The 20483-nt window shown below is 66.9% G+C and carries 19 protein-coding genes; 13 read left to right on the forward strand and 6 right to left on the reverse strand.

Annotation, left to right across the window (positions count from 1 at the left end):
• Positions 1-6: 6 nt before the first annotated feature.
• Complete coding sequence (locus AC4BAR_RS05920; protein ID WP_490626878.1) at positions 7-1506, reverse strand: protein adenylyltransferase SelO; 1500 nt, start codon at positions 1504-1506, stop codon at positions 7-9.
• Positions 1507-1680: 174 nt separating this feature from the next.
• Here AC4BAR_RS05920 and AC4BAR_RS05925 point away from each other — a divergent pair, with 174 nt between their 5' ends.
• From AC4BAR_RS05925 to AC4BAR_RS05980, 12 genes are all read left to right on the forward strand, one after another.
• Positions 1681-3324 carry a 3-(methylthio)propionyl-CoA ligase gene (locus AC4BAR_RS05925; RefSeq protein ID WP_490626879.1) on the forward strand — a complete coding sequence of 548 codons (1644 nt, stop codon included), beginning with the start codon at positions 1681-1683 and terminating at the stop codon, positions 3322-3324.
• 175 nt (positions 3325-3499) lie between these two features.
• Complete coding sequence (locus AC4BAR_RS05930) at positions 3500-5593, forward strand: 3-hydroxyacyl-CoA dehydrogenase NAD-binding domain-containing protein (RefSeq protein WP_490626880.1); 2094 nt, start codon at positions 3500-3502, stop codon at positions 5591-5593.
• A 9-nt stretch (positions 5594-5602) separates the two neighbouring features.
• On the forward strand, positions 5603-6778 hold the full coding sequence (locus AC4BAR_RS05935; protein ID WP_490626881.1) for an acetyl-CoA C-acyltransferase: 1176 nt from the start codon (positions 5603-5605) through the stop codon (positions 6776-6778).
• 10 nt (positions 6779-6788) lie between these two features.
• A complete protein-coding gene (locus AC4BAR_RS05940) occupies positions 6789-7229 on the forward strand; it encodes a PaaI family thioesterase (RefSeq protein ID WP_490626882.1) in 441 nt (146 codons plus the stop codon).
• Between the two features lie 39 nt (positions 7230-7268).
• The gene (locus AC4BAR_RS05945; protein ID WP_490626883.1) at positions 7269-9104 is read left to right on the forward strand and encodes an acyl-CoA dehydrogenase; all 1836 of its coding nucleotides are present in this window, start codon (positions 7269-7271) and stop codon (positions 9102-9104) included.
• Complete coding sequence (locus AC4BAR_RS05950) at positions 9104-9307, forward strand: hypothetical protein (RefSeq protein ID WP_490626884.1); 204 nt, start codon at positions 9104-9106, stop codon at positions 9305-9307. The genes AC4BAR_RS05945 and AC4BAR_RS05950 overlap by 1 nt, the downstream gene beginning before the upstream one ends.
• A gap of 96 nt (positions 9308-9403) precedes the next feature.
• Positions 9404-10195, forward strand: coding sequence for an SDR family oxidoreductase (locus AC4BAR_RS05955; protein WP_490626885.1), 792 nt, complete (start codon positions 9404-9406; stop codon positions 10193-10195).
• A 137-nt stretch (positions 10196-10332) separates the two neighbouring features.
• Positions 10333-10764, forward strand: coding sequence for a PaaI family thioesterase (locus tag AC4BAR_RS05960; RefSeq protein ID WP_490626886.1), 432 nt, complete (start codon positions 10333-10335; stop codon positions 10762-10764).
• 111 nt (positions 10765-10875) lie between these two features.
• The gene (locus tag AC4BAR_RS05965) at positions 10876-11958 is read left to right on the forward strand and encodes a fatty acid desaturase family protein (protein WP_490626887.1); all 1083 of its coding nucleotides are present in this window, start codon (positions 10876-10878) and stop codon (positions 11956-11958) included.
• Positions 11951-12889, forward strand: a complete 939-nt coding sequence (locus AC4BAR_RS05970; protein ID WP_490626888.1) for a glutathione S-transferase family protein — start codon at positions 11951-11953, stop codon at positions 12887-12889. The genes AC4BAR_RS05965 and AC4BAR_RS05970 overlap by 8 nt, the downstream gene beginning before the upstream one ends.
• A complete protein-coding gene (locus AC4BAR_RS05975) occupies positions 12886-13791 on the forward strand; it encodes an SDR family oxidoreductase (RefSeq protein WP_490626889.1) in 906 nt (301 codons plus the stop codon). The genes AC4BAR_RS05970 and AC4BAR_RS05975 overlap by 4 nt, the downstream gene beginning before the upstream one ends.
• A 9-nt stretch (positions 13792-13800) precedes the next feature.
• Positions 13801-14427 (forward strand): flavin reductase family protein, encoded by a 627-nt coding sequence (locus AC4BAR_RS05980; RefSeq protein ID WP_490626890.1) that lies wholly within the window; start codon positions 13801-13803, stop codon positions 14425-14427.
• 7 nt (positions 14428-14434) lie between these two features.
• On the opposite strand, the gene AC4BAR_RS05985 is transcribed toward AC4BAR_RS05980, so the two are convergent.
• The 4 genes from AC4BAR_RS05985 to AC4BAR_RS06000 all read right to left on the reverse strand — a co-directional run bounded on the left by AC4BAR_RS05985 (position 14435) and on the right by AC4BAR_RS06000 (position 18412).
• A complete protein-coding gene (locus AC4BAR_RS05985; protein ID WP_490626891.1) occupies positions 14435-14674 on the reverse strand; it encodes a DUF2789 family protein in 240 nt (79 codons plus the stop codon).
• A gap of 47 nt (positions 14675-14721) precedes the next feature.
• Entirely contained in the window at positions 14722-15930 is a 1209-nt protein-coding gene (locus AC4BAR_RS05990; RefSeq protein ID WP_490626892.1) for an MFS transporter, read from the reverse strand.
• Positions 15931-16008: 78 nt separating this feature from the next.
• Positions 16009-16680, reverse strand: coding sequence for a DUF305 domain-containing protein (locus AC4BAR_RS05995; RefSeq protein ID WP_490626893.1), 672 nt, complete (start codon positions 16678-16680; stop codon positions 16009-16011).
• A gap of 7 nt (positions 16681-16687) precedes the next feature.
• Positions 16688-18412: an LVIVD repeat-containing protein gene (locus AC4BAR_RS06000; protein ID WP_490626894.1), complete on the reverse strand. Its 1725-nt coding sequence runs from the start codon at positions 18410-18412 to the stop codon at positions 16688-16690.
• Positions 18413-18677: 265 nt separating this feature from the next.
• Between AC4BAR_RS06000 and AC4BAR_RS06005 the strand changes: the two genes are divergently transcribed.
• On the forward strand, positions 18678-19697 hold the full coding sequence (locus AC4BAR_RS06005) for an AraC family transcriptional regulator (protein ID WP_490626895.1): 1020 nt from the start codon (positions 18678-18680) through the stop codon (positions 19695-19697).
• Between the two features lie 7 nt (positions 19698-19704).
• On the opposite strand, the gene AC4BAR_RS06010 is transcribed toward AC4BAR_RS06005, so the two are convergent.
• Positions 19705-20463 carry a DUF1223 domain-containing protein gene (locus AC4BAR_RS06010; protein ID WP_490626896.1) on the reverse strand — a complete coding sequence of 253 codons (759 nt, stop codon included), beginning with the start codon at positions 20461-20463 and terminating at the stop codon, positions 19705-19707.
• Positions 20464-20483: the final 20 nt, after the last annotated feature.

Raw genomic sequence — 20483 nt, forward strand, 5'->3', positions numbered from 1 at the left:
CACGGGTCAGGATGAACAACTGATTTCGATGCCGGCCGCCCAATCGGGCGGCAAGGCGGCGTGCGACTCAAAGCCCGGGTGCTCGTCAAATGGGCTGGCCAGCAGTGTCAGCAGCGTTTGGACTTCGGAAAAGTCCTTGAGTTTCGCTTTTTGGATGGCCAATTCACCCAAATGGTTGCGCAGCACAAATTTCGGGTTGGTTTTCAGCATCCCATCGGCCGCCGCTCCCCACGCCTGTTTTGGCAGTCGCTCCGAATAAGTGAGCAGCCAGGCGTCGAAGGCAGGGCGGTCGAGGAACAGGTCGCGCACCGCGTCCACAGGCTGGCCGGCCACATGCTGGCTCAAGCCCCGCCAGAACAGCGTGTGGTCGACCCGGTGCTGGGCCAGCAGGCCCAGCGTGGACTCGATCAGTGCACGGTCGGTGTCGCGGCGGTCCGGCAGGCCCAGCTTGGCGCGCTGGCCGGCCTCAAAGGCCTCGGGGTAGGCGGTTTTGTAGGGCTCCAGCGCGGCGAGCGCCAGCGCTTCGCTGTCGATCAGCGGCATCAAGGCGTTGCCCAGACAGAACAGGTTCCAGTAGGCGACGTTGGGTTGTTTGTGGAAGGCGTAGCGGCCGCCGCTGTCGCTGTGGTTGCAGATGTGGCCGGGGTCAAAGGCGTCCAGAAACTGGAAGGGGCCGTAGTCGATGGTCAGGCCCAGCATGCTCATGTTGTCGGTGTTCATGACCCCGTGGCAGAAACCCACCGCCTGCCATTGCGCCAGCAGACTGGCGGTGCGCAGGCTCACCGCGTGCAGCAGCGCGGCGTAGGCATTGCCCTGGAAGCCGTCGCCAGCCCGGCATTCGGGGTAATACCGATCAATCACATGGTCAGCCAGCTGGCGCAGCTCGGCGTGCTGGCCGCTGTGGGCGAAATGCTCGAAATGGCCAAAGCGGATGAAGCTGGGCGCGACCCGGCTCACCACCGCCGCGGTTTCCACGGTTTCGCGCTGCACCGGCGCGTCCGAGCCCACCACCGCCAGCGCGCGGGTGGTGGGAATGCCCAGGCCATGCATCGCTTCACTGCACAAAAATTCGCGAATGCTGGAGCGCAGCACCGCCCGGCCGTCGCCGCCACGGGAGTAGGGCGTGCGGCCGGCGCCTTTGAGCTGCAGCTCCAGCCCGCCGCTGGTTTCGCCCAGCCAGATGGCCCGGCCGTCACCCAGCTGGCCGGCCCACTGGCCGAACTGGTGGCCGCTGTAGACCGTGGCCAGCGGTGTGGTGCCGGCAAAGGCCTGGTTGCCGGCCAGGCGCTGCAAGGCCTCGTCGGAGGCCATCCAGGCCTCGCTCAGGCCCAGCTCGCGGGCCATGGCCTGGCTGCGGCCCACCCAGTAGGGCTGGGGCAGGGGGCGGGGCATCAAGGGCGTGGCAAAGGCCGGCCCCAGCGCGGCAAAGCCCGGCTGCCAGCGCAGGCCGCCGTCGGCGGCGCAGGCCGGGGTTTCAGCGGGGGAAAGGGGGGCGGCGGTGTCCATGGACGCCATTGTCCCGCAGTGGCCTCGGCGGTGTCGCCAGAGGGCCATGGTTTGCGCTTCCCCGGGGGGCGGGCCGTTATTTTGCTGGTAAGCTTTCGGGTTACTTACACGGTGGCGCAGACAAGCCACTTTCCCGAGAGAACAGCGCCGCCGGCGCAAGAAAGGACCTCCCCCATGTTGGGTTTGATGCAAGACCAACCGCTGTTGATTTCTGGCCTGATCGAGTTCGCCGAACGCCACCATGGCGACGTCGAGATCGTGTCGCGCCGGGTCGAGGGCGACATCCACCGCTACACCTGGCGCGACGTGGCCTCCCGCGCTCGCCAGGTGGCCAATGCGCTGGACGGCATGAAGCTGGGCTTCAGTGACCGCGTGGCCACGCTGGCCTGGAACGGCTACCGCCATCTGGAGCTGTACTACGGCGTCAGCGGCTCGGGCCGGGTGTTGCACACGCTGAACCCGCGCCTGCACCCCGAGCAGGTGGTGTGGATCGCCAACCACGCCGAAGACCAGGTGCTGTGTTTCGACATGACGTTTTTGCCGCTGGTGCAGGCCATCCACAGCAAATGCCCCACCATCAAGCAGTTTGTGGCGCTGTGCGACGCCGACAAGTTGCCGGCCGACACCGGCATTCCCGGCCTGGTGAGCTACGAGGCCTGGATGGGTGGCCAGTCCACCAACTACGCCTGGCCCAGCTTTGACGAGAACACCGCGTCCAGCATGTGCTACACCAGCGGCACCACCGGCAACCCCAAGGCCGCGCTGTACAGCCACCGCTCGTCCATCCTGCACGCCTACGCCGCCTGTTTGCCCGACGTGATGTGTTTGAGCGCGCGCGACTCGGTGCTGCCCGTCGTGCCGATGTTCCACGTCAACGCCTGGGGCCTGCCTTACTCGGCGGCCATGGTGGGCTGCAAGCTGGTCTTCCCCGGCGCCGGCATGGACGGCAAGTCGGTCTACGAGCTGATGGAAAACGAGAAGGTCACCTTTGCCGCCGGTGTGCCCACCGTCTGGCAGATGCTGCTGGGCCACCTCAAGCCCAACAACCTGAAGTTCAGCACACTCACCCGCACCGTCATCGGCGGCTCGGCCTGCCCGCCGGCCATGATCAACGCCTTCCGCGACGACTACGGTGTGGACGTGCTGCACGCCTGGGGCATGACCGAGATGAGCCCGCTGGGCACGCTGTGCACGCTGAAGAACAAGCACCTGACCATGAGCGCCGAGGAGCAGATGAAGGTCCGCCTGAAGCAGGGCCGGGCCATCTTCGGTGTCGACATGAAGATCGTCGGTGACGACGGCGCCGAGTTGCCCTGGGACGGCAAGGCCTATGGCGACCTGATGGTCAAGGGCCCGTGGATCGTGGCCGACTACTTCAAGACCGAAGGCGGCCACCCGCTGGTGAAAGACGCCCATGGCGTGGCCTGGTTCCCCACCGGTGACGTGGCCACGATCGACGCCGACGGCTACATGCAGATCACCGACCGCAGCAAGGACGTCATCAAGTCCGGCGGCGAATGGATCAGCTCCATCGACATCGAGAACATCGCCGTGGCCCACCCGGCGATTGCCATGGCCGCCTGCATTGGCGTCAAGCACCCCAAGTGGGACGAGCGTCCCATCGTGGTGGTGGTCAAGAAGCCGGGCGCCGAGGTCAGCCGCGACGAGCTGATCAAGTTCTACGACGGCAAGACCGCCAAATGGCAGATCCCCGACGACGTGGTGTTTGTCGACGCCATCCCGCTGGGCGCCACCGGCAAGATGCTGAAGACCAAGCTGCGCGAACAGCTCAAAGACTACACCCTGCCGTCGCTCTGAACGGCCCGGCGCCAGGCAACCCCATGGCTTTGTCCCACCTGAGACAAAGCCCGGTTGCCCGGCCCCCACCACCCCCTACAATCCGAAAAAGAACGACCGTTCTTTTTCGGATTTTTTCATGGTCCCACCCCTCACCACAGGGCAGGCCGCTTATCCCCCTTCGAGGAGTTCGCGCATGACGGCTGAATACAAAGTCCACGGCAACGTGGCGGTGATCACACTCAACAACCCGCCCGTCAACGGCCTGGGTTTTGCCACCCGGCAAGGTGTGGCCCAGGGTCTGGAAGCTGCCTGGGCCGATGCGGCCGTGACGGCCATCGTCATCACCGGTGCCGGCAAGGCCTTCTCCGGTGGCGCCGACATCCGCGAGTTCAATTCGCCCAAGATGAGCGCCGAGCCCTCGCTGCACAGCCTGATCCGCATGCTGGAAGCCTCGCCCAAGCCGGTGGTGGCGGCCATCCACACGGTGGTGATGGGCGGTGGCCTGGAACTGGCGCTGGGCTGCCACTACCGCGTGGCCGCCCCCGGCGCCCAGGTGGCACTGCCCGAAGTCAAGCTGGGCCTGCTGCCCGGTGCCGGCGGTACGCAGCGCCTGCCGCGCGTGCTGGGTGTGGAAACCGCACTGAACATGATCGTCAGCGGCGAGCCGGTGAAGAGCGAGTTGCTGGCCTCACTGCCCGGCCAGCAGCTGTTTGCCAAGCTCATCGATGGTGACTTCATGGCCGGCGTGCTGGATTACACCCAGAGCATCGCCGCCGCCCGCCCGCTGCCGCTGGTGCGCGACCTGCCTTGCAAACACCCCAATGGCGACGCCTATTTCCAGTTCGCCCGCAACATGGTCAAGGGCATGGCCAAGAACTTCCCCGCGCCGGTGCAGTGCCTGGACTGTGTGGAAGCCGCCACCAAGAACAAGTTCGAAGATGGCCTGACCTTTGAGCGCGAGCGTTTTGTCGCGCTGATGATGGGCCCGGAGTCGCGTGCGCTGCGCCATGCCTTCTTTGGCGAACGCGCGGCCAGCAAAATCCCTGACGTGCCGGAAGACACGCCCAGGCGCGAGATCAAGGCCGTGGGCGTGATCGGCGCCGGCACCATGGGCGGCGGCATCTCCATGAACTTCCTCAACGCTGGCATCCCGGTCAAGATGCTGGAGATGAAGCAGGACGCGCTGGACCGCGGCGTCGCCACCATCAAGAAGAACTACGAAGCCCAGGTCAAAAAGGGCAAGCTCAAGCAGGACAAGTACGAGCAGCGCATGGCCTTGCTGAGCACCACGCTGAGTTATGACGAACTGAAAGACGTGGACCTGGTGATCGAAGCCGTGTTCGAGGAAATGGGCGTCAAGGAGAAGGTGTTCAAGGAACTGGACCGGGTTTGCAAGCCCGGCGCCATCCTGGCCAGCAACACCTCCACACTCGATGTGGACGTGATAGCCAACTTCACAAAGCGCCCGCAAGATGTTGTCGGGACTCACTTTTTCAGCCCCGCCAATGTGATGAAGCTGCTCGAGGTGGTGCGTGGCAAGGCCACCGCCAAGGACGTGCTGGCGACCATCATGGCGGTGGGCAAGAAGATCAAGAAGACGGCCGTGGTGTCCGGCGTGTGCGACGGCTTCATCGGCAACCGCATGATCGAGCAGTACAGCCGCCAGGCCGGTTTCCTGCTGGACGAGGGCTGCACGCCGCAGCAGGTCGACAAGGCGGTGGAGAAGTTCGGTTTTGCGATGGGCCCGTTCCGCATGGGCGACCTGGCCGGCAACGACATCGGCTGGGCCATCCGCAAGCGCCGTTACCAGGAAAAGCCGGACATGAAGTACAGCGCCTCGGCCGACAAGCTGTGCGAGCTGGGCCGCTACGGCCAGAAAACCGGCGCCGGCTGGTACGACTACATCCCCGGCAAACGCGACGCCATCCCCTCGGACGTGGTGCTGAAGATGCTGGACGAACACCGCAAGAGCCTTGGCGGCACGCCGCGCAAGATTTCCGACGAGGAAATCGTCGGCCGGCTGGTCTATTCGCTGGTCAACGAGGCCGCCCACATCCTGGAAGAAGGCATTGCCTCCAAGGCCAGCGACATCGACATGGTCTACCTGACCGGCTACGGCTTCCCGCTGTGGCGCGGCGGCCCCATGCTGTACGCCGACCAGGTGGGCCTGTTCAACGTGGTGCAGGCGATGAAGCGCTTTGCGCAGAACCCGCTGGACGACGCCAAGTTCTGGCAGCCCGCGCCGCTGCTGGCCAAGTTGGCCGCCGAAGGCAAAACATTCAACTAAGGACTTGTCATGACCAACGCCGTCATCGTCTCCACCGCCCGCACGCCGCTCGCCAAGAGCTGGAAGGGTGCTTTCAACATGACCCATGGCGCCACCCTCGGCGGCCATGCGGTGCAACACGCCATCCAGCGCGCCGGCATTGACGCCGCCGCAGTGGAAGACGTCATCATGGGTTGCGCCAACCCCGAGGGCGCCACCGGCGCCAACATTGCGCGCCAGATCGCGCTGATGGCCGGCTGCCCGGTCAATGTGTCCGGCCTCACCGTGAACCGCTTCTGCTCGTCGGGCCTGCAGACCATTGCGCTGGCCGCCCAGCGCATCATCGCCGGTGAAGGCGAGGTCTATGTGGCCGGTGGTGTGGAAAGCATCTCCTGCGTTCAGCAGGAAATGAACACCCACATGCTGCGCGACCTCGACCTGGCCAAGAAGAAGCCCGAGATCTACTGGAACATGCTGCAGACCGCCGAGCAGGTGGCCAAGCGCTACGGCATTGGCCGCGACGCGATGGACGAGTACGGCGCACAAAGCCAGCAGCGCGCCAGCGCCGCCCTGGCCGCCGGTCTGTTCGAAGCCGAAATCGCCCCCATCACCGTCACCGCCGGCGTCGCCGATCCGGTGATGGGCCTGCGCACCAAGCAGGTCACGGTCAGCCAGGACGAAGGCATTCGCGCAGGCACCACCAAAGAAGCCATCGCCGGCATCAAGCCCGCCGTGCCCGGTGGCGTGGTCGCGGCCGGCAACGCCAGCCAGTTTTCCGACGGTGCCGGTGCCTGCGTGCTGGTGGACGAAAAGTACGCCCAGCAAAAAGGGCTGAAGCCGCTGGGTCGTTTCCTCGGTTTTGCGGTGGCCGGCTGTGAACCCGACGAGATGGGCATCGGCCCGGTGTTTGCCGTGCCCAAGGTGCTCAAGCGCCTGGGCCTGACGGTGAACGACATCGACCTGTGGGAGCTGAACGAGGCCTTTGCGGTGCAGGTCCTGTACTGCCGCGACAAGCTGGGCATCCCGGCCGACCGCCTGAACGTGAACGGCGGCGCCATTGCGGTGGGCCATCCCTATGGCGTCAGCGGCCAGCGCCTGACCGGCCATGCCCTCATCGAAGGCAAGCGCCGCGGCGCCAAGCGTGTCGCGGTCACCATGTGCATCGGCGGCGGCATGGGCGCGGCCGGCATTTTCGAAGTCCTCTGACACCCGCTGCATGGGCAAACCGTCGATCTGGCTGAAGTTCGGTCGCGAGGTTTTGGCTTCGCAGCCCTTCAGCGTGCTGCTCGGCGCCGAGATGGTGGCTTTGTCCCCCGGCGACGCCGAGCTGCAGCTGCCCATCACCGCCCAGCTGCTGAGCCACGACGGCGCGGTTCACAGCGGCGTGCTGGCCTACCTGGCCGACAACGCCATGGCCTTCGCCGGCGGCACGGCGCTGGAAAGCCCGGTCACGCTGCCCAGCACCACCACCCACCACATCCGCCCCGCGGTGGGGGAACGATTGATAGCCCGTGCCCACACGGTGCAGCTGGGCGTGGCCCAGGCCCTGTGCCGCTGCGAGCTGCTGGTGGTGCAAGACGGCCAGGAGCGCCTGTGTGCGCTGGTACAAGCCCAGGTGGCCCGCAACGAGGCTGCCGCCGAGCCGCTGGCCGCCTGATTTCCCGGCCGCTCTGGCCCCACTTTTCCGGACCTCGCCATGCGAACCACCCTGGATTTCCTGCTGCACCACTGGCTGGACGTGGCGGCGCTGACCCGGCGCCCCCGCTTCGCCGACCACTCCCGCGAGACCTTCGACGCGGTGCTCGACACCTGCGAGCGCATCGCCCGCGAGAAGTTTGCGCCCTTCAACCGGCTGGTCGATACCCAGGAGCCGCAATTCGACGGCGACAAGGTCAACCTGCCACAGGCCACCCACGACGCTCACAAGGCCTATGCCGAGTCCGGCATGCTCAGCGCCGCGCAAGACCAGGACATCGGTGGCATGCAGCTGCCCTACACGGTGGAGGCGGCGGCCAACGCCTTCTTCTCCATGGCCTCGGTCAGCATAGGCTCGGGCATGTTGACCACCGGCAACGCCAATTTGTTGATGGCCCATGGCAGCGCGCTGCAAAAACAGGTGTTTGCGCTCAACGAGTTCTCCGGCCGCTGGTCGGGCACCATGTGTTTGAGCGAGCCGCAGGCAGGCTCCAGCTTGAGCGACGTGGCCACGCGGGCCGTGCCCGACGGCGAAGGCTTCGAGGCCGACCCGCTGGGCCCACGTTTCCGGCTCAAGGGCAACAAGATGTGGATCTCGGCCGGCGAACACGAGCTGACCGAGAACATCGTTCACCTGGTGCTGGCCAAGATTCCGGGGGCCGACGGCAAGCTGCCGCCGGGGGTCAAGGGCATTTCGCTGTTCATCGTGCCGAAGAAACTGGTCGACACGCAAGGCCAGCTGACCGGCGTGCGAAACGACGTGGCGCTGGCCGGCCTCAACCACAAGCTGGGCTGGCGCGGCACCACCAACACGCTGCTGAACTTCGGCGAGGGCAGGTACCCCGTTGATGGACAACCGGGCGCCGTGGGCTACCTGGTGGGCCGCCCCGGCGAGGGCCTGCGCTGCATGTTCCACATGATGAACGAGGCCCGCATCGGCGTCGGCATGGCCGCCACCATGCTGGGCATGGCCGGCTACCAGGCGTCGCTCGATTACGCGAAGAACCGGCCGCAGGGCAGGGCCATGGGGCCGGCCGGCAAGGACGCTGCCGCGCCGCAGATCCGCATCATCGAACATGCCGACGTCAAGCGCATGCTGCTGGCGCAGAAGTCCTACTGCGAGGGCGCGCTGGCCCTCGAGCTGTACTGCGCCCGGCTGGTGGATGAGCAACACACCGGTGAGCCGGCCGCGGCCGACGAGGCCAGGCTGCTGCTGGAGGTGCTGACCCCCATTGCCAAGAGCTGGCCCAGCGAATGGTGTCTGGAGGCCAACTCGCTGGCCATCCAGGTCCATGGCGGCTATGGCTACACCCGCGACTTTCCGGTCGAGCAGTACTGGCGCGACAACCGCCTGAACATGATCCACGAGGGCACCCACGGCATCCAGGCCATGGACCTGCTGGGCCGCAAGGTGCTGATGGAAAATGGTCGTGGCCTGCAGCTGCTGGCCGGCCGCATCAACGCCACGGTGGAGCGCGCCATCCAGCAGCCCGCGCTGGCGGCGCATGCCAACGCACTGGCCCAGGCTTTGCAGCAGCTGGGTGCGGCCACCAAGGCCGCCTGGGCCACCGCCAACCCGGCCGAGGCCTTGCCCAACGCCGTGCCCTATTTGCAGGCCTTTGGCCACACGGTGCTGGCCTGGGTCTGGCTGGACGTGGCATTGGCCGCACAATCGGCCACAGAGGGTGGGGCAGCCGTCGACGCCTTGTTGATCGAGGGCAAGCTCCGCGCCCTGCGTTACTTCTACCATTACGAACTGCCGAAAATCGGCGCCTGGCTGCAGGTGGTGTCGCAACGCGACATGACCTGTGCCGACATGAACGAGGACGCCTTCTGATGAGCACACCCAAGCCCTATGCCCGTTTGCACAGCCTGATCTGGGCGCTGATTTACCTGGGCCTGCTGACCCTGGGCCTGGGCCTGTACACCCAGCGCAGCGACGAGGCGCTGGGCACCACGCTGGTGGCGGTGGGTGGCCTGCTGGCCGCCGTGGGTGCGGTGTTGATCTACGTTCGCTCGCGGCTGCCCAACAAGGACTGAGGGCCCGGCCCCATATCGCCGCCGTGACATGGCGTGCCCAGGCAGCGCGCCACAATGGCCGACTGATTCCAACCCTGCACCCAAGGATTGCACCGCATGACCCGTACCGTCCAGCAACTGTTTGATTTGACCGGCAAAACCGCGCTGGTGACCGGCGGCTCGCGTGGCCTGGGCCTGCAGATCGCCCAGGCGCTGGGCGAGGCCGGCGCCCGCATCATGCTCAGTTCGCGCAAGGCGTCCGACCTGGAGGAAGCCACGGCCGAACTGCAGGCCGCCGGCATCGACACCCGCTGGATCGCCGCCGATTGCGCCAAGGAAGAAGACATCCGCCGCCTGGCCGACGACACCCTGCAGCGCATGGGCGCCATCGACATCCTGGTCAACAATGCCGGCGCCGCCTGGGGCTCGCCGGCCGAAGACCACCCGGTCGAGGCCTGGGACAAGGTGATGAACCTCAACGTGCGCGGCTATTTCATCCTGAGCCAGCAGGTGGCTAAACAAAGCATGATCCCGCGCCGCGCGGGCCACATCATCAACATCGCCTCCATTGCCGGCCTGGGCGGCAACCCCAGCGAGATGAAGACCATCGCCTACAACACCTCCAAGGGCGCGGTGATCAATTTCACCCGGGCGCTGGCCTGTGAATGGGGGCCTTACAACATCAACGTCAACGCCATCTGCCCGGGGTTTTTCCCCAGCAAGATGACGGCCGGCACGCTGGAGCGGCTGGGCGAGGAGAAGCTGGCTGCCGGTGCGCCACTGCGGCGGCTGGGCGGTGACGAAGACCTGAAGGGCTTGGCAGTTTTGTACGCGTCGGACGCAGGCCGACACATCACCGGTCAATGGCTGGCGGTGGACGGCGGCGTCAGCGTCATCACCGGTGGCTGAGCTGCTGCGCGGGCGTGATGCGGCGTTGGGCGGTGCTCGCCATCCTCACGTACAAAAGTACGTTCCGGTGGCTGCGCTCCGTCCGCCTTGCCTGACGCCCGCTCGCGACGCTCAGGGGAGTCATAAGGAAGCCATGAATGATGAATTTCGGCGTTGAGATTCCTTTTGTCCACCACCTCGGCTTCACGCTGGAGCGTTTCGATGGCGGGTTTTCCACCATCGCCTACACGCCCAAGCCCGAGCACCTGAACTCCTTTGGCGTGACCCATGGCGGCGCTTGCATGACGCTGCTGGACGTGGCGATGGCGGTGGCGGCGCGCAGTGTGGCCAAGGAAATGGGCGTGGTCACCATCGAGATGAAAACCAGCTTCATGCAGCCGGCCCGTGGCGCCTTGCAGGCCCAGGGGATTCTGAAGCACCGCACCGCCACCATGGCCTTTGCCGAGGCCACGGTGTTCGACGCGGAGGGCCGGGCTTGTGCCCACGCCACCGGCACCTTCAAGTACATCAAGCGGCTGCCGGTCGGGCCGCGCGCGGTGCAGCCGCTGCAAACCATTCCCACCGACTGAACCCGTCCCCGACGCCCGGTCCCGCGCAAGACAGCGGGGCGGGCAGGGTGGCCGGTTCTGGCCGAAAATGCACACAGCCACCCCACCCGGTGGGCCACTGAGGGACACCCCATGGAAGCCAACCCCGTCGTTCAGCCCGCTGCCGACACCGCCCGTGCCGGCGAAGAATTCCGCAACGACCTGCGGCCCCTGCACGCGGCCGTGGGTTCGCGCAACGCCGAGGCCAGACGCATCCTGAGTGCGCAAGAGCTGGCGCCGCTGACGCAGCTCTCCACCGCCCGCTCGCTGCTGGCGATCGGCCAGACGCTGGGCGTCATTGGCGCGGCCATCGCCCTGGCGGTGCTGAACTGGCCCAACCCCTGGATCGCCTCACTGAGTGTGCTGGTGATCGGCATTGCCCAGCATGGCCTGTTCATCCTGGCCCACGAGGCCGCGCATTACCGGCTGTTTGCCCACCGCAGCGTCAATGACGGGGTGGGCCGGCTGATTGGCATGAGCAGCGGGGTGTCCATGTGCACCTACCGCGTGACCCACCGGCTGCACCACAACAACCTGTTCGGCAAGCTGGACCCGGACACCGCCATCCACGGCGGCTACCCGCGTGGCAAGGCCTATTTGTGGAAAAAGCTGGCCGAAGACCTCTGTGGCCTCAACGCCTGGAAAACCTATGCCTATTTCTTTGGCTCGCCGGCCATCAACGACGACGCCCCCGGTGAAATCCGGCCGCTGAACGACACCTCGCCCGAGCTGCGCGCCGCCGCCCGGCAAGACCGCTGGATGGTGGTGGGCTTCCATGGGGCGGCGCCCTTGCTGGCGCTGGCCCTGGGCGGCTGGACCGGCCTGTTGATGTACCTTGTGCTGTGGTTGCTGCCCATGCTGACCGTGATCCAGCCCATCTTGCGGCTGCGCGCCATCTGCGAGCATGGCGCCACCACCGACCTGAGCTCGCCACTCACGGCCGCGCGCAGCAACAACACCAGCGGCACGCTGGGCAACTGGCTGGCCCGGGCGGTGTTGTTCCCCCACCATGTGAACTACCACCTGGAACACCATTTGTACCCGGCGGTGCCGCATTACCATTTGCCGCGGCTGCACCGCCTGCTGCAAGAGAAAAATGCCTTGCAAGGCGCCGAGGTGCGCGATGTGCGCGACACCCTGGGCCTGATCTTTGCCGAGAGGAAACCCCGTGTCTGAACTGATCCTGCACCACTACCCGATGTCGCCGTTCGCTGAAAAGGCGCGGCTGGCGCTGGGCCTCAAAGGCCTGGCCTGGCGCTCGGTCCATGTGCCCAACGTCATGCCCAAGCCCGACGTGCTGGCGCTGACCGGTGGCTACCGCCGCACGCCTTTCCTGCAGGTGGGAGCCGACATCTACTGCGACACCGCCTTGATCTGTGACGTGCTGGAGCACCGCCAGCCCACGCCGGCGCTGTACCCCGACAGCCACAAGGGCGCGGCCCGCATCGTGGCGCAATGGGCCGACAGCACGCTGTTCAACACCTCGATGGCGCACAACTTCAACCCGGCCGGCGCGGCATCGTTTTTCCAGATGCGTGGCATGAGCATGGACCAGGCCAAGGCCTTTGGTGCGGACCGTGCCGCGATGCGCGGCGGCACCCCCCGCATGCACCCTGGCGACGCGGCCGCGGCCTACAAAAGCTACCTGCGCCGCATTGCCAACATGCTGGATGGCCAGACCTTTCTGTTCGGCGACCAGCCCTGTGTGGCGGATTTGTCGGTTTACCACCCGCTGTGGTTCAGCCGTGGCATTCCGGCGGTCGCGCCCATTTTTGACGCCACGCCCCATGTGCTGGAATGGATGGACCGCATGGCCGCCATCGGCCATGGCAGCGCCACACCACTGACATCCACCGAAGCGATCGCCATCGCCGCCGCCAGCCAGCCCGCGCCGGTGAGCCCCGAGGTGTTCCAGGACGAGCATGGCATTGCGCTGGGCAGCCAGGTCAGCGTCACTGCCGAGAGTTTTGGCCTGGAGGCCACCGTGGGCGAGCTGGTGGCCGCCACCCGCATGCACTACACGCTGCGCCGCACCGACGAGCGCGCCGGCACCGTGCATGTGCATTTCCCCCGCATCGGCTTTGTGCTGAAAAAGGCCGAGGCATGATCACCGACTTCAAGGGCAAAACCGCGGTGCTGACCGGCGCCGGCTCGGGCTTCGGTCTGGAATGCGCCCGCATCGCCGCGCAAAAAGGCATGAACCTGGTGCTGGTGGACGTGCAGCAGGACGCGCTCAACGCCGCCGAGGCCGAACTCAGCGCCGCCGGCGCCACGGTGATGGCGCGCCGGGTCGATGTGAGCAATGCCGACCAGATGGAGGCCCTGGCCGCCGAGGTGGCCCAGCGGTTTGGCGCGCCCCACCTGGTGTTCAACAACGCCGGCGTGGGCACCGGCGGCCTGGTGTGGGAGAACACCGTCCAGGACTGGGAATGGGTGCTGGGCGTCAACCTGATGGGCGTGGTGCACGGCGTGCGCCTGTTCACGCCGCTGATGCTGGCCGCTGCTGAAAAAGACCCGGCTTACCGCGGCCACATCGTCAACACCGCCAGCATGGCCGGCCTGCTGGCGCCGCCCAACATGGGCATTTACAACGTCAGCAAACACGCGGTGGTGAGCCTGTCCGAAACCCTGTACCAGGACCTGGCGCTGGTGAGCGACCAGGTCAGCGCCTCGGTGCTGTGCCCCTTCTTCGTGCCCACCGGCATCAGCCAGAGCCAGCGCAACCGGCCCGACAGCGCCGCGGCCGACCGGCCCACCCGCAGCCAGAAAATTGGCCAGGCCATGATCGACAAGGCGGTCACCAGCGGCAAGGTCACCGCGGCCGAAGTGGCGCAGCTGGTGTTTGACGCGGCGGCCACCGGCCAGTTCTACATTTACAGCCACCCCCAGGCCCTGGCCTCGGTGCGCACCCGCATGGAGGACGTGCTGCAAGCCCGCAACCCCACCGACCCCTTTGCCGACAAGCCGGCGCTGGGCGAGTCGCTGCGGGCCTCGCTGCGCGGGCATTGAAGGGCGCCGATGTACGTTGATTTCAAAGACCTGAGCGCCCGCCAGGCCTACCACTGGCTGGCCTCCACCGTCACCCCGCGGCCGGTGGCCTGGGTCTCCAGCCTGTCGGCCGACGGTGTGGCCAACCTGGCGCCGTTCAGCTTTTTCCAGGTGGTGACCCACACCCCGCCCACGCTGATGATTTGCCCGCTGGTCAACAGCAACGGCAGCATGAAGGACACCGCCGCCAACATCGCCGCCACTGGCGAGTTCGTGGTCAATCTGGTGCCGTTCGCGCTGGTGAAAACCATGAACCAGACCTCGTTTGGCTACGACCAGGGTACCAGCGAGTTCGACGCCGCCCAGGTGGCCAGCCTGCCCAGCGAACAGGTCAAACCGCGCCGGGTGGCCGGCGTGCCAGCCGCTTTCGAGTGCCGGCTGGCCAGCCTCACGCCTTACCCGGCCGACCAACCGTCTTGCTACCTGATTCTGGGCGAGGTGGTGGCGGCCCACATCGACGAGGCCATCGTCGGTGCCAACGGCCAGGTGGACCCGGCCAAGCTGGACATCGTCTCGCGCATGGGCGCTGACTGGTACGGCCGCACCAAGGCCGAGGGCAATTTCGAGCTCACCCGGCCCGAGGGCTGGGCCCGCTGAGCCAGGCTCAGGCGGCGTGGCGCAGGGCCGCGTCCAGCTGGTCCACCAACTCGGCCCAGTCGGCGTCTTCCTGTTTTTTCTCACGCAGCAGGCTGGCCTGGGTGGGTGTCCAGAACGCGGCTTCGGACAGGTGGATTTCGGGGGGCAGGGGCGCATGCCGTTGCAGAAAGTGGGCAATGTCGGCCTCGCCACTGGGCAACCCCAGCTGGGCAAACAGTTCACAAAAGCGGTGGTGTTGGTGTTCCATGCAAATCTCCCGGTGGGCCTGGCGGCCAATGCCCCCAGTGTGTCAGGTCAGGCCGCCCGCTGGCGCCTTATTTTCAGCCGACTGAAGTTCAGCGCCACCCCCAGCACGCCCAAAGCGCCCAGCAGCAGCGCGCCGGTGGTGCCCAGCCAGGGAATCAGCCGGCCGTCCAATGCCACCCCGACCGACTGGCCGATGAAGAAGCTGGCCGCAAAGGCCGACACCGCCGACCCGCGCCGCTCGGGCGCCATCTGGGTGGCGTTGATCTGCAAGGTGTTGTGCAGCATGTAAAAACCCAGGCCGGCGGCAAAGGCCGCGGGCACGGCCCAGCCCCAGGGGCTGGCCAGCGCAATCACCAGGTAGGACCCACACACCAGCAGCCCGCCCCACAGCGCCAGGCCGGATTCGCCCAGCCGCGGCACCAGCTGTTTGGCGGCCAGCGCGAACAGCAGGCCCCCCATGCCGAACAGCATCACCACCTCGCCGGCCGTGGCCACCGGCAGGCCATGCTGCTGGTGCAGGTGCGACACCATGTAGGCAAACGCGCCGTACAAAAAAGCGCCTTCGGCAAACACCGTCAGCAGCACCACCCGGGCCCAGGGCAACCGACCGATCTCGGCAAACTCATGGGCCATGCGGGCCAGCGCCGAGCCCTCGGCATGGCGGGTCTGGCGGGCGTCGGCCGGCAGCCGGCGGTCCATCCACAGCAGGGCCAGACCGACCACGACAAACAGCACCGCAATCGACACAAAAGGCGTGCGCCAGTGCAGGTGGTCGGCCGCATAGCCGCCAAACAGCACTCCGGCCGAGATGCCCAGGATCTGGCCAATCAGAAAGCGGGCCAGCACCGGCTGGCGCCGGTCGTAGGGAATCACGTCGCCAATCCAGGCCATGGCCAAGGGAATCACCGCGGCCGCCGTGGCGCCGGCACAGGCCCGGGCCAGCAACAACGCGCCGAAGCCCGGCGCCAGCGCGCAGCTGCCCGTGGTGACGGCACAGGCCAGGCAGGCCAGCGCAATCACCCGGTACTTGCCAAAACGGTCCCCCATGGGGCCGAACAGAAGCTGCGAGAAACCGTAGGCCACCGAGAACACCGTGATCACCAGCGCCGCGTCACCCAGCGACAAGCCAAAGTCGCTGGCCAGCCGCGGCAGCATGGCGTCGGTGATGCGCAGCGAAATGCCGCTGGCAAAGGCCGCCACCGACAGGCCGGCCACCGCGCCGCGAGGCAGGGTCGGAGCGGCAGGGGAATCAGTCACAAGGGCAGTGTGCCATGCACATGGCGGGCTTGCTGGCGCCGGGTTGATCGGCGCCAAACAAACACGGTCGACCACCGTCTATGGGCGATTCAGTTTTTGCAGCAGGCGGGTCAGTTGCCCGGCTTCACGCCCTTGCTCATAGGCCATGCGGCCCGCGGCCTGCCGCACCACCTCGGTTTCGGCGTGTTCGGCGGCGTAGCGCAGCATGGGGCCGCCACCGGCGTGGTGGCGCAGCATCAGGGTCAGAAAAAGCCGGTCAAGTGCCGGGCCGGTGGTGGTGCGCAAGGCCTCCAACTCGTCGAGGGTGGCCAGGCCGGGCATGCCGCCCACGGCCGTGCGGCACTCGGCCACATAGGCTGGGTCGTAGGAGCTGGACTGCGGCTTGGGAACCATCCAGGTCATGGTCCGGTCGGTGGGCAGCAGCGGCTGGCCCCACAGCGCCAGCCAGCCCTTCATCTGCCCGATTTCCTGGGTCTGGGTGCTGGCGATGCTGTCGGCCAGTTGCGCGATGGTGGGCGAGGCCGTGCGGCGCACCAGCTGGGCCATGGCCACCGCCTGGTCATGGTGGGTGGCCATGCTTTGCGCAAAGCCCACGTCAATGGGGCCGGCGGCCTGCAGCGTGGCCGCAGCGGCGGCCGCCTGGTCAACCCAGCGCGTGACGCCGACGCCGGCGGCAAAGGCCAGCGTGGCGATGCCCAACAGCAGCGGCCAACGCAGCCCAGGCCGCGGCGGGCGTTGTGGCGTGCTCATGGGCCTGTCACTGCAGAGGGTAGGCGCCGTTCTTGAACTTCAGCACCATCACGCCGTTGTCCTGGCAGGTCACCCACAGCTGCTCGCGGCCAACGAACTTGGGCGGCGAACTGCAGTAGTCGGCGGTCATGTTGGCGGTGGTGGACGGGTTTCCCGGCGCGCGGGCCAACAGCGTGGGCAGCGTGGCCTGGTTGGCATTGACGGCGTCCGACAACGCCAGCGCGCCCACATTGCCCACCACCCCCGACACATGCTCGGAGCCGTGCAGGCGGTCGGCCTGGCCGACCTGGGCCGGCGGGTTGAAGTAAGCGATTTCCTTCACCGCCGAAGGGTCGCGGATGTCGAACACCCGCACACCGGACTGGAAAAAGCCGCAGGCCAGCGCGGTGGGCTCGATGCGGCGGTCCACCGAGCAGTAATGCGCCTCGTAGCCGAACAGGCCGTTGCCGGTGGTGTCTTTCAGCCGGGTGTCGGCATGCTGGGGGAGCTGGATTTCCAGTTGCAGCCTGGCCACCACCTTGGGCTTGGTTTCGTCCGAGATGTCGACGAACTTGACCGCCTCGGAGGCGAACTCGTCCACCGCCACCAAATAGGGCTTGCCCTTGAGGGTGACCGGGATGGTGTGCTGGCCCACGCCGCCGGTGTTCCAGAACACGCTGCCCACCTGACGCACCATGGGCACGGCCTTGCGGGCCTGCACGTCGCTGACGTCCAGGATGATCAGCCCGGCCGGGAAGGCGGTGGTGAGGTACATGCGGTTGCCGTCTTCGCTCAACTCGAAGCCGTGGTTGGTGACCACCGAGGTGCCGGTGTACACGATGCGCGGCTTCTTGGGGTTGGTGACGTCGATCGCGGTCAGCGAGCCGGCCGCCAGGCCCGAGGCCCAGTAGGTCAGGCCGTCGGGGGCCCAGTTGCCCTCGTGGCCCAGCACATTGGCCGGCAGCGTCAGGTTGCCGGAGAAGGCGTTGGTCAGCGTGGGTTGGGCGCAATCCTGGCTCAGGTCGTAGACGTCGAAGAAGGCTGCGGCCAGCGCCTCGCCCACCGCCACGCCGCCCAGCAGGCCGCGCTTTTCGTTGACCTTGAGCGACTCCCAGGTGCCGGCAAAGTAGGCCGGGCTGGTCAGGTGGGTGGACAGCTTGGGGCGGGCCGTGTTGGACAGGTCCACCACCTGAACGCCTTGCGAGCGCTTGTGGGGGATGCCGGCGAACGCGGTGGCCATGTAGGCGCATTGGCCGTAGAAGGGGTTGACCCAGGTCGCGCCTTCGCCCTGGTACTGGCCCACCAGGCCCATGTTGCAGTCGTAGCCCTGCTGGCTGCGCCCGCTTTGCCGGTCGGCCAGCGGCACCTGGCCTTGCAAGCCGGTTTCAGGCCGGGAGCCGGCACCGCAGTCAGCGCGCTGAATCTGCGCACTGGCCACCTTGGGGCCGGAGAGGAAGTTGCTGGCCGACTGCGTGAGTGTGTCGGTCACCGCGCCCATCACCCCCATGAAGGTGCTCAGGTAGCCGGCGTAGGCGTCGGGGCTGGCCCGCAGCGCCGCCGGCGAAACGGTGGGCGTGACCACCGACCCGTCCACCGCCACCGAGCTGGGCGGCGGGGTGCTGGCGGTGGCGCTGGCCTCGGCAGGCTTGTTGGCGGCCACGCCCGCCGCCCTTGGGGCGTCCTGGCCGCCACCGCAGGCCACCAGCGTGGTGGCGAGCAAGGCCGTCAGGCCACGGTGTTGGATGCTGTGCATGGTTTTCCCTATTCCTTGTGGGACGCTGAGCCCGCCCCGGTGACAGGGACGGTGCGGCTTGCGCGTGTAGAACTATTGGTCTACTTCAGTGTAGGGAGAGGCCAACGGCCGCGCTATCACCTGCGGGAAACCAAGCAGCGTTTTTGTGCATTTCGTTCACTGGGGTAATCCCTTTGTGTTCAGGGGCGGTGAGTGTTTCTAATGACACCACCGACACACCCCGCCCCCATTACCCCACACAGCCTGCAGGGCACCACAGACACCGATGCACGCCACGGAATCCTTGTTATCCAATGCACTGGTCCGTGACGCAGCCGGCCAGCAGACAGAGCGCTTTCTGGTGGCGCAGTCGCGCGATTGGGACGAAATCCTGGCGCTGACCCAACAGCTCTACACACCGTACAAACTCAAGGTTGACACCCGGGCCATCCCCTCGACCACGGTGTACGCCGCGCAGATTGGCACCTTCACGCTGAGCCGCTTGTCGTTTGGCGCGCAGATCGAGGCCTGCGTGGACCAGGTGGCCGCCGGCAACGGCCTGGCGCTGACGCTTCTGCAGGGCCACAACCGCTACAGCTCCCGCGCCACGCAGGATGTGGAGCTGGTGGCCGGCGACAGCTTTGTGGTGGACACCAGCTGCGCCAACCTCGACGCGCTGATTTCGCAGGACACGCAGTCGCTGAACCTGGTGTTTTCACACCAGCGCATGGCCGAGCTGCACGAACACTGGTACGGCATGCCGGCCGACCCGCGGATGTGGCAAACCGCCTTCAAGCTCGACACCGGCGCGGCCAGCCTGTTGCCGCTGCTCGACTACGCAGCGCGTTGTGCGATGGAGAAAACCGAGCAGGTGGCGCAGGGCCTACTGGGCCGGCACCTGGAGGAGCTGATCGGCATGCATTTGCTGTCGGCCTGGCGCCAGCAGGGGCCGGCACGCACGCTGCAGGAGAACGCCGCACCAGCCCACCTGCGGCTGGCCGAGGACTACATGATGGCCCACCTGCGTGATGTGCCCACACGGGAGGCGGTGGCCCGGGCCGCCGGTGTCAGCGTGCGCACCCTGACCCAGGCCTTTGTGAACGCGCGTGGCCAGTCGCCGATGGCCTTCCAGCGGGAGATGCGCTTGCGCGGCGTGCGCGAGGAACTGCGCACCGCGCCCAGCGAACACTCGGTGACCGACATCGCTTTTGGCTGGGGCTTTCAGCACCCCAGCCAATTCGCCAAGCTGTACCGACAGCGCTTTGGCGAACTGCCATCGCAAACCCGGCGCCGCACCAAGCCCTGACGCCGCCTCAGCAGCCCACCGTCACCGCCTGCACCGTCTTGCCGGTGGCGGGATCGAACACCACCAGGTTCACCTGGCGCGGGTGGCCCGGTGTGGCGGCGATGCTGCGAAAACTCAGCTTCTGCGGCTGGCCGGGCGTGCTGCGGTAGTCGCCGGCCGGGGTGTACTGGCGCACCACAAAGTCGTGGGCCAGGTTTTCGCCGGCGTTCTCTCCCGCCTTGACCTTGGAGCTGTGGCCATGTTCGGTGAGGGTCCAGTAGGCCGACCAGTTGGCCGGCGCCCCCGCAGCCGGCGTGACCACCGCCTCGAACTGGTCGGCACCCAGCTGGCGCAGGCTGATGCTGGCCTGGGCCACGGCGGCCGAAGCGGGCAGGGCGCCACCCCAGTTTTTCCAATCGGCCCCGTTCAGCACCGCCTGCGGGGTGTAGATGCTGCGCAGGCTGTTCCAGCCCGCCACCTGGCGCTGGCGGCTGGTGTGGGCGGGTGCGGCAAACCGGTCGACCCAGCCGATGTAGTCCCAATAGCCCACATGGAAGGCCTCGATCACCGCGCCGGCCGGGGCTTTGCCCTTGAAGGTGGACAGCCATTTGTCGGCCGGCGGGCAGGAACTGCAGCCTTCGGAGGTGTAAAGCTCCAGCACCGGCGTGACGGTGGCGGCCGACTGGGCACTGCACTGGCCGGCGGCACTCTGGGCCGCCGCCGAGCCAGCGGCCAGCAGCAAACAGGCGGTGGCCAGGCTGAGCGAGGGGAGGGAAGGACGCGACATGGTGAACCTTTCGGGCAGAA

The organism is Rhodoferax sp. SPJ4, from assembly GCF_058216275.1.